Annotated in this window: 19 protein-coding genes; 18 read left to right on the top strand and 1 reads right to left on the bottom strand. The window is 44.1% G+C overall.

All coding sequences use genetic code 11. The features are described 5' to 3' along the window. Positions 1 to 13 precede the first annotated feature (13 nt). The 3 genes from KO537_RS09400 to KO537_RS09390 are packed head-to-tail and all read left to right on the top strand — an operon-like array spanning position 14 to position 2,687. Positions 14 to 436, top strand: a complete 423-nt coding sequence (locus KO537_RS09400; protein ID WP_219234330.1) for a hypothetical protein — start codon at positions 14 to 16, stop codon at positions 434 to 436. A gap of 16 nt (positions 437 to 452) precedes the next feature. Then, on the top strand, positions 453 to 1,358 hold the full coding sequence (locus KO537_RS09395; protein WP_219234329.1) for an exonuclease domain-containing protein: 906 nt from the start codon (positions 453 to 455) through the stop codon (positions 1,356 to 1,358). 6 nt (positions 1,359 to 1,364) lie between these two features. After that, on the top strand, positions 1,365 to 2,687 hold the full coding sequence (locus KO537_RS09390; protein ID WP_219234328.1) for a PIN-like domain-containing protein: 1,323 nt from the start codon (positions 1,365 to 1,367) through the stop codon (positions 2,685 to 2,687). A gap of 66 nt (positions 2,688 to 2,753) precedes the next feature. Here KO537_RS09390 and KO537_RS09385 read toward each other — a convergent pair whose 3' ends face one another. Further along, complete coding sequence (locus tag KO537_RS09385) at positions 2,754 to 3,383, bottom strand: tail assembly protein (RefSeq protein ID WP_219234327.1); 630 nt, start codon at positions 3,381 to 3,383, stop codon at positions 2,754 to 2,756. A 1,082-nt stretch (positions 3,384 to 4,465) separates the two neighbouring features. On the opposite strand from KO537_RS09385, the gene KO537_RS09380 reads away from it, so the two are divergent. Genes KO537_RS09380 through KO537_RS09315 form a run of 15 tightly spaced genes read left to right on the top strand, consistent with a single transcriptional unit; the run spans position 4,466 to position 13,074 of the window. Beyond that, positions 4,466 to 4,888 carry a hypothetical protein gene (locus KO537_RS09380; RefSeq protein ID WP_219234326.1) on the top strand — a complete coding sequence of 141 codons (423 nt, stop codon included), beginning with the start codon at positions 4,466 to 4,468 and terminating at the stop codon, positions 4,886 to 4,888. Continuing rightward, positions 4,881 to 5,156, top strand: coding sequence for a hypothetical protein (locus tag KO537_RS09375; RefSeq protein WP_219234325.1), 276 nt, complete (start codon positions 4,881 to 4,883; stop codon positions 5,154 to 5,156). The genes KO537_RS09380 and KO537_RS09375 overlap by 8 nt, the downstream gene beginning before the upstream one ends. A 14-nt stretch (positions 5,157 to 5,170) precedes the next feature. Further along, positions 5,171 to 5,908: a hypothetical protein gene (locus tag KO537_RS09370; protein WP_219234324.1), complete on the top strand. Its 738-nt coding sequence runs from the start codon at positions 5,171 to 5,173 to the stop codon at positions 5,906 to 5,908. Positions 5,909 to 5,938: 30 nt separating this feature from the next. Further along, positions 5,939 to 6,403 (top strand): hypothetical protein, encoded by a 465-nt coding sequence (locus KO537_RS09365; RefSeq protein WP_219234323.1) that lies wholly within the window; start codon positions 5,939 to 5,941, stop codon positions 6,401 to 6,403. Beyond that, positions 6,400 to 6,969, top strand: coding sequence for an ead/Ea22-like family protein (locus KO537_RS09360; RefSeq protein ID WP_219234322.1), 570 nt, complete (start codon positions 6,400 to 6,402; stop codon positions 6,967 to 6,969). The genes KO537_RS09365 and KO537_RS09360 overlap by 4 nt, the downstream gene beginning before the upstream one ends. Further along, positions 6,963 to 7,211 (top strand): hypothetical protein, encoded by a 249-nt coding sequence (locus tag KO537_RS09355; RefSeq protein ID WP_219234321.1) that lies wholly within the window; start codon positions 6,963 to 6,965, stop codon positions 7,209 to 7,211. The genes KO537_RS09360 and KO537_RS09355 overlap by 7 nt, the downstream gene beginning before the upstream one ends. Next, positions 7,208 to 8,272: a DGQHR domain-containing protein gene (locus KO537_RS09350; RefSeq protein ID WP_219234320.1), complete on the top strand. Its 1,065-nt coding sequence runs from the start codon at positions 7,208 to 7,210 to the stop codon at positions 8,270 to 8,272. The genes KO537_RS09355 and KO537_RS09350 overlap by 4 nt, the downstream gene beginning before the upstream one ends. Continuing rightward, entirely contained in the window at positions 8,269 to 8,604 is a 336-nt protein-coding gene (locus tag KO537_RS09345) for a hypothetical protein (RefSeq protein ID WP_219234319.1), read from the top strand. The genes KO537_RS09350 and KO537_RS09345 overlap by 4 nt, the downstream gene beginning before the upstream one ends. Before the next feature lie 2 nt (positions 8,605 to 8,606). After that, on the top strand, positions 8,607 to 8,960 hold the full coding sequence (locus KO537_RS09340) for a hypothetical protein (RefSeq protein ID WP_219234318.1): 354 nt from the start codon (positions 8,607 to 8,609) through the stop codon (positions 8,958 to 8,960). 2 nt (positions 8,961 to 8,962) lie between these two features. Then, on the top strand, positions 8,963 to 9,886 hold the full coding sequence (locus tag KO537_RS09335; RefSeq protein ID WP_219234317.1) for an MT-A70 family methyltransferase: 924 nt from the start codon (positions 8,963 to 8,965) through the stop codon (positions 9,884 to 9,886). Then, the gene (locus KO537_RS09330; RefSeq protein WP_219234316.1) at positions 9,874 to 11,646 is read left to right on the top strand and encodes a DNA cytosine methyltransferase; all 1,773 of its coding nucleotides are present in this window, start codon (positions 9,874 to 9,876) and stop codon (positions 11,644 to 11,646) included. The genes KO537_RS09335 and KO537_RS09330 overlap by 13 nt, the downstream gene beginning before the upstream one ends. A gap of 11 nt (positions 11,647 to 11,657) precedes the next feature. Continuing rightward, positions 11,658 to 11,957: a hypothetical protein gene (locus KO537_RS09325; RefSeq protein ID WP_219234315.1), complete on the top strand. Its 300-nt coding sequence runs from the start codon at positions 11,658 to 11,660 to the stop codon at positions 11,955 to 11,957. 9 nt (positions 11,958 to 11,966) lie between these two features. Next, a complete protein-coding gene (locus KO537_RS23245) occupies positions 11,967 to 12,092 on the top strand; it encodes a hypothetical protein (RefSeq protein ID WP_276572367.1) in 126 nt (41 codons plus the stop codon). Continuing rightward, the gene (locus tag KO537_RS09320; protein ID WP_219234314.1) at positions 12,092 to 12,868 is read left to right on the top strand and encodes a hypothetical protein; all 777 of its coding nucleotides are present in this window, start codon (positions 12,092 to 12,094) and stop codon (positions 12,866 to 12,868) included. Before KO537_RS23245 ends, KO537_RS09320 begins: the two co-directional genes overlap by 1 nt. Continuing rightward, the gene (locus KO537_RS09315; protein ID WP_219234313.1) at positions 12,865 to 13,074 is read left to right on the top strand and encodes a hypothetical protein; all 210 of its coding nucleotides are present in this window, start codon (positions 12,865 to 12,867) and stop codon (positions 13,072 to 13,074) included. Before KO537_RS09320 ends, KO537_RS09315 begins: the two co-directional genes overlap by 4 nt. Positions 13,075 to 13,278 lie beyond the last annotated feature (204 nt).

Here is a 13,278-nt window from a genome sequence, read left to right as displayed (position 1 = left end):
ATGGACTATATAAATGAAGATAATCCGCTTAACTTTCTTACTCTTTATGCTCACTGGTTGTGCAACTTCAGCAGTAACCATTGATGCTGCTAAACCAGTACCTTCTGAACGACAGTTCATTAAAGGTTTAAATGACGGCAATGCAACTGTTACCATCATTCGTGATAGTGGGATCCTAGGCAGTGGCTGCAATATCAACGTCTATCTTTATGATGAGCTGGCAGCAACACTTGATGTTTCTGAAAAAGTGACATTAAAAGTCAATTCTGGCGAGCTATACCTTGGGGCTCAGACGTCGGGTAAAGGCTTATGTTTCAATACCAGTGTTAAACATTTAGAAACTGTAATAAAGCAAGGTCAGCATAAGATATACCGCGTCATTACTGACCAAAATGGTAACGTGGAGATTGCTTCATCTGGGATAACTAAGAGCTAAAGGAATAGGCAAACATATGGATGATTTAACTGCAGATTTTTTAGTAAGACACCCTTATATTCCAACTAAGTTTATTGCTTTAGATGTCGAAACAACTGGGCTAGATGCAGGAATAGACAGAGTTATTGAGTTGGCAGCAATTAAGTTCGATCTGCGAAAAAATGACCATATTGTTTTTGATACGCTAATAAATCCTAACGTAAAAATATCACCCAAGATCACCAGTCTTACTGGCATAACCAATCTCATGCTAACTGACAAACCGAGTTTCGGCACTATAGCAAATGAATTGAAAGAGTTTATTGGCGACCTACCGATAGTGGTCTATAACGCCAAATTTGATAAAGGATTCATACAAGAAGAATTTGCCAACTTAGGTATTTTCTTCGGCAATAAATTCCTTTGTGCAATGAAGCTATCAAAGGTGGCATTTAGCCTACCAAACTACAAATTAGCAACAGTGGCTGAACACTGCAATATCCAGCTTGATGAAGCGCATAGAGCTAAAGCCGATGCTATCGCAGCGGGCCGTGTGTTTATGTGCGCCGCAGTAACATTAGGTCACATAAACGAGAATCCTCCTAAAAAAGCTTATACTAAATCCTCAGGCACAGACCATAGATCATACCCACCTAACGAACTTGGTCCCATGTTCGGCCAAACCATCGTCTTTACGGGTGAATTATCAATGACACGAGCTGAAGCTTTTGCAGCAGTTTCAGAAATAGGATTTGAGATTAAAAATTCGATAACAAAAAGAACAAACTATCTTGTTGTTGGTGATCAGGATCTGAGTGTTGTAGGTCAAAGCGGCTTATCAAGCAAGCAAATAAGAGTTGGGGTTCTGCGAGAGTCAGGAGTTAATATTAAAGTTATTAATGAAACTGAGCTTTATAAAATTTTAAATTCAATTACAAGATAAATAAAAATGAAAAACCTATTCCGTAGTTTCAAAAAAACAACTGATGCTGAATTAAAAACGTTATGGAAAGATGCCATTTTTGTTTTTGACACAAATGTACTCCACAGTGTTTATCGATATAAAGCCAGCACCTGCGAAGATGTACTTAAGTTAATGGAACAATTACAAGACAGAGTGTGGATACCTTACCATGTTGCATTGGAGTTTCATCGTAATCGGCTTAGTGTTATATCCTCACAACATAAAAAATTTGACGAAACCCGTAAAGCCATTCAAAACGCGCTTGATGGATTAAAGAAAGAGTTAGCTAACTTGCAGCTAGACAAGCGACATAGCCATATAGATCCAAATCCACTTATAGATGGCATAAACAAATTAATGGTTGAGTATCTTGATGAACTAACTGAACAAGAGAACCAATGTATAAAAGTTGATTCAAAAGATTTATTACTTTCACGTATTGAGTCAATTTTTAACAACAGATTGGGCGAAAAACCAACCAATGATGATATCCGAAAAATAATGGATGAAGGTAGGGAACGATATAAAGCCCTCATTCCTCCAGGTTATAAGGATGCCATTAAAGAAAAAGATATTGATAATAAATACACTTATAATAGTGTTTCATACGAGAAGCAGTTTGGCGATCTAATTGTATGGAAACAAATTATCGATCATATGAAGAAGCTGGATATAAAATATCTTATTTTTGTTACGGATGACAATAAAGAAGATTGGTGGGAAATAACTCAAGGCAAAACAACGAATTTTAGAATAGAACTAATTGACGAGATATTATCCTCAACTAATTTAAAAAACTTCAAGGCATATTCACTTGCAGGATTTTTGACAGAATCAAAACAATATTTAAAGAATTCTGTTTCAGAAGATACTATTGAAGATGTATATTTGACATCTATTCCAAGTTATGACAGTAAAGAAATATCTAAACTTACCCAGATTAATATTTTTGACGATAAAATGCCATCTGTATCTTTTGACGAGTCAATTGTTAGCAAAAAATATAAAGATGAAAATGAATCCAATTGGTTAGAAAAAATTAAATCATCAAGCACATACGGTAAAAATATTAATTATATTACTATTAGCCACGTTAGGAAAAAATTGGAGATTGAATTAGACAGTGTTCGAGAAAAAATTGAATTCTTAAAATCCAAGATCAGTAAAATTAATGAGATTATAAAAAATGAAAAGGAAAATGAAATCAGGAATACACTTGAGGAAGAGTGTTCAAGATTAATAAATACCATTTTAAGACTTAGCATTAGAGAAGATAAATTACGAACTAGACTCAATTCTTTGGAATAATCTTCATGTATATTGAATAATGACCATGTATTTGTAACTTGGTCATTTTTCAATAAGTTAACAATCCTACTCTTGATTGTGATTACCACCACCGGTTTGTATTGGCCGCTTAGTGGTAGCAACATCCTCTGCATAAATACCCGCACTGATAATGGCACCGCCGATCCTACGCTTTCCATAACCTATGCCAACTGGATTCCCAGCAGCAGTAGTATTCACTGCGCCACCAAAAGCATAGCTTGGGGCGTTTTCTGCTGCTTCCCTGCCATTAAGCCCTTTAACTTGTGGGCTCAACATTTGGACTACTCCACCGGCAATCATGCCCACACCAGCGGGTATAGTGTATGCACCAACAGCAGGGAAAATATAGCCAATAACGATCAAAGCTGCCCCTACGATCGTCTGTAATACTCCTCCGCGCTTACTTCCTCCAATGACAGGAACAATACGTATTTCACGCGTACCAGACAGATCGAATTCACCTTCTCCAACATTATTACCATTGCGAAAAATTGCATAGCGTAACCCAAGCTTTGACTGTTCCTTAATGAACTGCTCAAACCCCTTCACCGTATTTTTAATGGCGCTAAATGCCTCTGTAGTCGTTCCAGTATCTAAGTAGCGCTTGTGCTCACGGCCAAACTTTTTGGCTAGCGAGCCAGACAACTTAATAATGGTGTATTGATCATTATGCATAAACACTACCTCCATAAGTCCAATTTTTATCTGCCATTTTTACCAGCCAACAAAATTTACCCATCTTATTTATGCCCATCGCTACCTCCAAATCGATTAGAAACCTAAGTGCCACAACGGAATATATCACACCAACAAACTAAATGTTAGCAAACTTACTTTTTGTGTTGACATTAAAAAGTTAGCAAACTAACATTTGACTCATCGATTGGAAACTGTACTTACAGAAAACTAATCACGCTCTTTAACAGACTGGCCCATGAACAACTAAACCCGCCTAGAGCGGACTAGGTTACTCCGAGGATCACGCGGCGGAGGATAGTAATCCGCGTAAACAGACCTATACACCGCTATTGGCGACCGGACTGTTTGAGTGGGAAGAGCCCATAAGAACAGGTACTAAATGGTTTCACTGCGAGCATGACCCAAATATGTGTATAGCCCCGCCAACCATCGGCGGTGTGGTAGATGGACAATCGCCTTGGCAACAGGGTGCATTGGGAAGGTGGTTTGACTGTGCCGCGCAGTGCTTCTCCATGGGATTAAGCAGTTGAAAGGCTATCAACTATAAAACCACCTTCACCAATGCGAATAACGCCAGCCTGCGGCACCAGCAGGCAATTTCACTAGAGGATAAGCCAATGTGACTAACCAGCCGTTAGAAGCGGCCAATTAGCGAGCAACCCGTAAGAGATGCCCCGAGTAGCACAAGTGTTGCTAGCCAGAGTCATTCACTGGTCAGGGTTAGCAACAAAGTAATGCAGGTAAAGCAGTGCATACACCTAGAGGATGCACACCTGTTATTAGAGGCATAACGCGACAGAACGACGGCACTAGGGCGCCGGATGACGTAACCGGCAATCAATAAAATCGAACCATCCGGAATTACCGGATAGTTCAAAGATGTTGTTCATCTGCAGGACGTGAAACCATGAAAACTCAGCAACCCGACTTTCTCGACTTAGTGCTAATGCTACTCGCCAAGTTGATCCCGTTCGACCTGTTATAACGCGATACCTTCCGTTTAATTTCTAGCCTTTTAACGCCAGCCAAAACCTAACCACGATTTAGCGAGGTGACCTATGCAACACTCAATCGCAGCGCAATCATGCGCCATTGCGCAAGATAAACGTGCCACAACCGAAGCTCAGTTGCTAATGCACCTTGGCATAGCCTGTCGCCTCGCCCAATTAACCAACCTAATGCACTGCCCAACCGTTATTCAGCGGAAAAATGCATTAGAGCAATACCTGCAAAACAACATTTGCACCTGTGCATTTCGCCAGCGTTTCCACGTCACCAAGCTGGATGAAAGCCCGTTAAAAACAACACCACTAAACGAAGTGGCCAACATTCAAATAACTCGCAGCGGCCGCGTAAAACTTACCCGAGTCGCCCTGCCAACCGCGACCGAAATCACCGTCAGCGACCGAACCTGCAGCTGGATAAATCGCTGCTTTCAACATCAAGTCATTAGCAGCCTAAAGCAGGTGCCCCATGTTTGATGCACAAGCCCATGCCACCAGCGAAAAATTAGTGGGAATGCTCGCGAACCAGCTCAAGCAAGAAGCCCAAGTGCGTAAACGTGAAAATGCCATGTCCGCCCACTGCGACCGTTCGATAGCCGAGTTAAACCAGCTGATCATCGACTATCCCGAATCAAAACACACTTGGGTTCGACTGATTGAACGCTGGCAAGAGATAAAGCAAAAACACGGACAGCGCAGCGCGCAAGACCTGCTCAACGCTGAATATGCACGACTCGCCAGATAACTTTGAGGTGAAACATGAAAACCAAATTCAACATTGAATACCTGACAATGCTGGCCGCATTCGCCGCAAAATGTGATGTTCGTTCCTACTTAAAAGGCTTTCATGTAAAGCCGCATCCTGAAAAAGGCGTGATCCTCACCGCCACCGACGGACATTGCCTCGTCACTATCCGCGACGAGGACGGATTTAGCGATGGCGAATACATTTACCCCATCAGCAAAGAATTAGTTAAAGCAGCCAACAAAAAGCAATCGCTACCCCTGCAAAATATCATGATCAACGATGGCGTGGCCATGCTCACATCGATTTACGACATTATAGATTCTTTCACTAAATTTGAGGCGTTAGAACAACAGCACCGCAATCTCATTACCCACATTGAGTTTATTAGTCCCATCGATGGCCTATTCCCAAATGCAGGAAAAATATTTAAATCTTGTTTAAGTGAAGAAAATTCAAAGCCAACATCAACAATCGGAATGAATGTTGATCTACTTAGCCGCCTATCAAAATTGAAACATTCCAAATTTCAAGGGGCAGTTTTACACATATCTGAAAAGGGCAATCTGATTGCTGTGATGGGATTAAAAAAAGAGATTGTCGCAGTGATCATGCCCATGTCAATGAACGAAGAAGATCGAGCACTTCCAGCTGACTTTGTTTTCCTTGCAGGTCATCAGCGAGCCGATCAAAAAACCGAATCAGCCAGCGAAACCACCTCAGCCGAGCCAGAACAATCAAGCGCCGCGTAAGCACGTTATTCACGAAAGAAGGAATAGAGCATGAACGTAATTAGATTTAAAGCCCCTAGCACTTGTCGAGTAGATGCGCGTGGTGCATTGGTTCAATACTGTGATTATCGCAAACTGGAATTAGAGCTAGCTGCTTTAAAACCATTATGGCAATCGCCTGAAACTATTCCAGCCGTTCATGTTGGTGAAGAGCAAGAGTTTTGGATTGCTGTTCATAGCCAGTGCACCAACAAAACTCACGTTTATTTAGCGCAATACCAAAATAGACCAGTGAATCTTGATGAAGATGGGGAGCCAATAGGTGATGAAGACCTTCTTATTGATGTTGATGGTGAGTATGTCGATTCTGTCGGTTGGGTGATGAATCGCCAACACACAGACTTTGATAATTACTATGAAAAGATTGATTTCAATAGTGATTATCAATTGCTTGGATGGGCGAACTATCAACCGCCAGCATTCGAGGGTGTAGTTATCGAAGGCGGTGCAGCATGAGCCAGCTAATCGAAGTCCCCGCATTCCTGCTTGAAATGTCGCAGCAGATGCACTCGCAAGATAATCGATGTACAGCCGATCCAATTTGGCAGGTTCGTTGCAAAAGATTCAGACCGACAGATAGAAATTATTCAGATAGATTTCATGTTGTTGATCGTGAAAATGATTTCTCTTTAGTTGCTGACAGTTTTTTAGGTGACATAAATGAGCAAATAGTAAATTACTTGGATTGTGATGAGGATGATCTACCAGTTTGCTTGGAAAGCTGGGTTGATAATCGCTGCGCTGGAATTTCTAGCGGTCAGGGAAAGATTGATTATTTTATTGAAAACTTTGATTCAGACTATGACGATCTGGAAGGAATTGAAACTTTTTGGGTTGAAGAGTATGAGGACATTGTTAAGTCTTGCTTGACAGAATCCGACGCTGATTGGTTCATCAATCGCAAACAGCACGACTATCCAAAGCTTTACACCTACGTCGAATCAATGGTGTTTTGCCCTCAAATGATTGAGCTACGCAACTGGATCATGTCACTGACTAAACCAGAGGTGGCAGCATGCTAACCCTATCCCCTCCCGATTTTGAAGAAATCGAGGTAGTGAAAGGCTACCAAATTACCTGCACCAGCTGCACTAAAACGCACTTCATTCCACGCAAGAGCCTAAACGTACTGGCAGATATCACCGAAGGCCTAAGCCACTCAGGTTGGCAAAAGGCCATCAACGACAATGAATACTTTGTCTGCGTGTGCCCCAAATGCGTGAATGAACTTAAAGAAAACGAACTAGAACAGGGAGAAGCATGATGGATATGTGTTACTCAATGCCCGCTGTGGTGGGCGTACAAGGCGGGAAAGTGTTTTACACCGTGATCATGTCAATGCGTGTACTAGTTCGTATGTTACGCATTGACGATGCCGGCAGTGTGCTCGACCGCAGCCAACGCAAAGTTAACCCAGCCCGTGCTAAATCCATTGGCAATTACATGGTAACGAATCCGACGGGGTATTATCTGCCAGGCATTATCGGCGTGGTTGAAGTGCCAACAGGTGGCGACGCGCCAAAGTTCGAAGCGTCCGAAATCAGCGGTGTGGTTGGTGTATTAAAAATCGGCCTTGATTCGATTATCAAGTTGTTCGATGGACAGCACCGCGCCACAGGTATCGCAAAGGCACTCGAAAAATCACCAGAGCTTGCCCAAGACTCAATCTCTATCACCCTATACATGAATTTATCGCTGCAAGAACGCCAGCAAGCGTTTACCGATATCAACCAAAATGCCAGCAAACCGCCTCAAGGTTTGTCAGATACCTATAACCACAGGGATGAGCTATCAAAGCTCACCATGGATTTAGTGAACCAAATCGACTGGATGCAAGGCCGTGTTGATTTTGCGACAAACAAACCCACGGCACAGAGCGAGTGCTATTGGTCCTTTAAACAAATTAAAGACGCCACAGCCATCATGCTCGGCACCAAGAAAAACTTTGAACCCTTTCACGCCACCCTTGCCTATGACTTTTGGAACACCATGGGCGCAGCAATGGAGCTCCAATCAATTGGCAGTAAAGAGCGCGAAACCAGCTTATTTACCACCACGGTAATGCTTAAAGCGCTAGCCAGCGCCGCAAACGTGGCTGAGTCAATCGGCCAACGCCACTGGCGCTATGCTTACCAAAATCTCGTCTGGACCCGCAACAGCCAAGACTTTACAGGCCGCTGCATTTGCTCCAAAACAGGCAAGTTACTCGCGAACGCCGATGCCGTGATGCTGACATCAAACCTCATTCTAAAAACGATGCAGCAAAAGCTCGACCCCGTTCGCGCCAGCGTTGAAATAACCTATTTCCCAGAGGAGGCAGCATGAACCTTCTCCTTGCAGGCTTTGAATCACCAAAGCGCATAGAGCTGATGCTGTCACTGACCAAAATCAGCTCAGACAACCTAATCAAAGCGCTGATGCTGCACTACACCGTCACCTATCTGGAAAGTGCACCTTGGCGAGCAGCAATAAAGCACGATGTTCAACTCTCGAACTTTGTACGCGGACAAGAACGGCTCGAAGAAGTTGCGGCCACTATCGAAGCCATCAAAGAAATCGACAGGGAAAAGCATCTTGCCAAGTTAGCCGAGGCCAATGCGCGGATCGCACAGCTCGAAACACAGCTAGAAACCCAATTAGCCAGTTATCAGAGGTGAATATGTACACGAACATTCAACAACCAAGAGTCTGGCAAGGTGGGAATGGCTGCATTGCTGCAGATGTTGGAGCTATATCCCATAAATACTTCAATGAGCAATTAACAGATTTTAGAGAGTTTATGTCGGAAGCTGACATACCAGAAATTGATAAAGGATGGTCATCTTTATGTTTTCAGTATGAAAGTTTGGAAAGTAATCCATGGGGAACAATAACGCAAGTAAGGTTTGAAGCATTAATGGATGAGTGGTCTTTAAGGAAGAGATTGATGATTTCTGGTGCTAATAACGTACTTAAAGCCGGAGCCATTTCATACAACCACTTTAACATCGTAAGCAGTTTGCATAGGAAATAACCATGAGCAAAAAATATCAGCTGATTTACGCCGATCCGCCATGGGCATTTAGCAACCAAAACACTGGCGGTTCGATGAAATCCAGCGCCCAAGCCAAGTACACAGTCGCCACCACTGAAGACTTAAAGCGCCTCGATGTGGGCAGCATTGCCGATGATAACTGCGTGCTGGTGATGTGGTACGTGGGCGCCATGCCGCAGGATGCCATTGATCTCGTTAAAAGCTGGGGATTCACCCTTAAAAACATGAATGGCTTTGTGTGGAACAAGCTAACAGTGAACAACAATCCATTCTTTGGTATGGGGTTTTGGTCCCGTGCAGGTAGTGAATCGGCAATCATCGCAGTAAAAGGAAAGCCAACACCCGCATGCCGCAGCGTTCGCGCAGTGGGCAATTATGACCCAGAAAGCCTTGATGAAGTGCTCGCACACCTCTGCTACGTAGGCGCATATCAAAACATTCGCCACAGCCAAAAGCCTGATGAATTTCGTGATAAATGCGTTGAGCTAATGGGTGATGTTCCTCGACTTGAAATGTTCGCCAGGACAAAAACTAAAGGCTGGGATGTGTTTGGTAACGAGGTAAAAGGATCGATTGATATCCCGCTCAAATCAGCTGATCAGGTTGGCACCATTCAACCAAAACAGACTAGAAAGAAACGAAATCAAGCTAAGCAGCTCGATATCGAAGATCAAATCGCGCGGGATAGCACAGTTTCAAACAGCGTATGGCCGATTGAAGTACTGAACATTGCAAAAGAAGTATTCGCGCTTTGCGGCATTGCGATATCAGAAACCACTGAAACCCAATTTCAAGAAATCTGCGAAGAAGCCAACAGACAAAGATTAGACGGTTATCCCACCGACTCAATCATTGACGACTTAGTAATGAACATGCCAACGGAGACAAAATCATGCGCGGCTTAATCGTAGAAAACTTCGCGGGTGGTGGCGGTGCTTCCACTGGCATGGGCTGGGCGCTTGGTCGTAGTGTTGATGTTGCTATTAATCATTGCTTTGATGCGCTTGCAATGCACATAGCGAATCACCCGAACACCTTGCACTATTGCGAGTCGGTATTTGATATCGACCCAGTGCAAGCAACTGCAGGTAAGCCGGTGGATTTAGCGTGGTTCTCACCCGACTGCACACATTTCAGTAAAGCCAAAGGCAGCAAGCCTGTTAAAAAAGAAATACGCGGCTTAGCTTGGGTAACGGTTCGCTGGGCGATGAAAGTACGCCCTCGCGTGATGATGCTCGAAAACGTCGAAGAATTTAAAACGTGGGGGCCGTTAATTCAATGCCCGGTAACGGATGCAATGCACCCCTGCCCTGAGAGCAAAGGCGAAACCTTTAACGCCTTTGTCAGTATGTTAAGCACAGGTATAGATGCAGATCACCCCGCACTAGCCGAATGCGTTGAAACCTTAGGCTTGCTCGATACCGCTAAATTGATTAACGGGCTGGGTTATAAGGTCGAGTGGCGCGAGCTAAGGGCCTGTGACTACGGCGCACCGACAATCCGTAAGCGCCTATTCATGATCGCCCGTTGTGATGGTCAGCCAATTGTTTGGCCTGAGCCTACCCACGGCGCACCGGATAGCGAAGCGGTTAAATCGGGCAAGCTGCTACCGTGGCGCACAGCCGCCGAGTGCATAGACTGGTCACTGCCCTGCAAATCAATATTTGGCCGTAAAAAGCCGCTGGCTGAAAACACCATGAAGCGCATTGCTAAAGGCATTCAACGCTTTGTGATTGATGCCAAAGAGCCGTTTATTGTCACTTGCAATCACGGCGGTGATGGGTTTCGCGGTCAAGGTTTAGATAAGCCATTCAACACCATTACGGCTGCACATGAAGCGCATGGGATTGTGGTACCAACACTAGCGCCATTCATCACCGAGCACGCGAATGCGAGTAATCAACGCAATATGCCAGTTGATGAACCTTTGCGCACTATCTGCGCCCAAGTCAAAGGCGGTCACTTTGCCGTGGTTCAACCTGTACTTGCTGCCGCCAATATCTGCAAGCATTACGGCGGCAATTACACAGGACCAGGTGATGACCTAAACAACCCTTTGCCGACAGTGACAACGGTTGATCACAACGCGCTGATCACCAGCCACATGATTAAGGTTCAACCCGTGATTGCTGCCGCTAATATCTGCAGACAATTTGGCAATAGCATTGGTCATGCCATTGACGACCCGCTTGGAACGGTAATGGCTGGAACAGATAAATCACAGCTGATCACCAGCCACATGATCAAGCTGCGCGGTACTAACATCGGCTTTCCGATGGATGAACCCGCACACACGATCACCGCTGGCGGATTACACCTCGGCGAAGTGCGCGCGTTCTTCATCAAATACTACGGCAACGAACAAGACGGCGTGGCCTGTAACGAACCACTGCACACCATCACCACCAATGACCGCTTTGGCCTAGTGATGATCAAGGGTGAACCCTATCAAATAATCGATATCGGTATGCGCATGCTCGAACCCCATGAGCTATTCGCCTGCCAAGGTTTCACCCCTGACTACATCATCAACAACTACAACGGCAAATCGACCAAAAAGCAGCAAGTCGCCAGAGTCGGCAACTCGGTACCGCCGCAATTTGCCGAAGCACTCACCCGCGCAAATCTCCCCGAGCTTTGCACACAAACCGCCGAAGCAGCATAGGAGGTTTTATTTTGAAAACACTTATTCAACAGTTCAAAAATGCGATGGCGATTATCCGCCAAATGAAAGCCGAAGAATGGGAGTTTGAAGGCCACTATAAGTATGAGTTTAAGGCTCAGTTCACTTGTTTTACCGCCAAAAGAAAAGGCATTGAATTATGGGTAGCAAACGGCCCCATGTTTTGCCATATCAGCGATAAAGACTGGGAGCTTGGGCCATTTGGCTGGCTGGTTTGGTATGGCGGGGCTGGGAAACGAAAGAAAGCCCTAGAAAAGAAGATGCGCCTTAGACCATCCGACTTAACAGCTTAAGGAAACGGCATGAAGCAATCAAAAGTAATCCGTGACGCCTTGCGCCAGTGGTACAAGGCACCCAAAGAAACCTCAGGAAGCTGTCAACATTTCCTGAAAAAATTAGCAGAAGATTTAGCAAAGGAAGGTAAGTGATGACAACTAAACGCAGAGTGTTTTTAGACGGTAACGGCTCAAGCCAAATCAATGTTGAAGGTCTTGGTGCTTACGTTCCTGCCACCGATCTACTCGATGTTAAACAAAAACTGGGTACCGAGATTCAGCAATTGAAAGACCAAGTAAACGCAATGCAGTTGGAACGCTCAACGCATATCGATGATATCGGCATCGACAGATTCACCAATGCGATGCGCCTAAAAATGGCCTATGCCAGATCAAAAGGACGCAGCGGTTGGAATGATAAATCGCTGTGCTCAGGCGAGCAATTAGCCGCGGCATTGGTTGAACATTTAAGCAAAGGTAACGATGGCACATTTGAAGATGTTGCCAACTTCGCCATGATGCTGCACCAGCGCAAAGAAGATCCAAAGCAACTATTTGTCGCATTAGCTAATCACGTAGCAACCATGTATGTGCACACATCACATAGCAAAACTTTTAATTGTTTTATGAATGATGGAGAACATCTAGCAGAGAAACCAATAGCAAAATGCTCATTACCTAAATTTATAGAATATTTAGATTCTTCAAAACATCCTGAATTAATTTCAGGGCAAAAGTATTGCGTAAAAACTGCTGATGATAGTGAGTGTTACGCAAAATATGTTGTTTATGATGGTGGTCATGAATGTAATTTCATTGAACTGAATACCATGAATCCAATATCAATTATAGCGTTTCGCTTTCTAGATAAAGAGCTAGATATGCACGCTCATCAAGTTATCAATATTGATAAGGCTGGTGCAGCATGAAGCCACTTTCATTATCAGAACGATTAAACCAGTTCGCTACAGATCAAGATGATTTATCTCGTCGTGGTGAAAAGAACCTTTCCGCAGAAGCCGCTCAAGCAATTGATTCGCTCACCGCAGAACGCGACCAGCTAGCGGCGCAGGCTGAAGAACTTAAAGCGATGCACGTCGATGCACTCGGTGATGGCTGGATGACGGGTATTTAGCTTGCAAAAAGGATGTAAGCAACGAGCACTTTGATATTGATACAGTCAATGACTGTGATGTTCTTGAATGGTCTGAGCACTATGAGTCAGAACACCGCTATTCAAAATCAATTTCCGATATCCGCGCCAAGGTTATCCGACAGTTTGCAAAAGAATCGGCTGAAGGTTGCGAAATGCCATTTATAGAGGACCTTGCAGAAGAAT

Origin of the sequence: Shewanella sp. NKUCC01_JLK, assembly GCF_019345615.1 — a bacterium.
In the GTDB taxonomy this organism is placed as follows: Bacteria; Pseudomonadota; Gammaproteobacteria; order Enterobacterales; family Shewanellaceae; genus Shewanella; species Shewanella oncorhynchi.
Note: the sequence above shows the minus strand (reverse complement) of the source record. Positions and strands in the feature narration are given on the sequence as shown.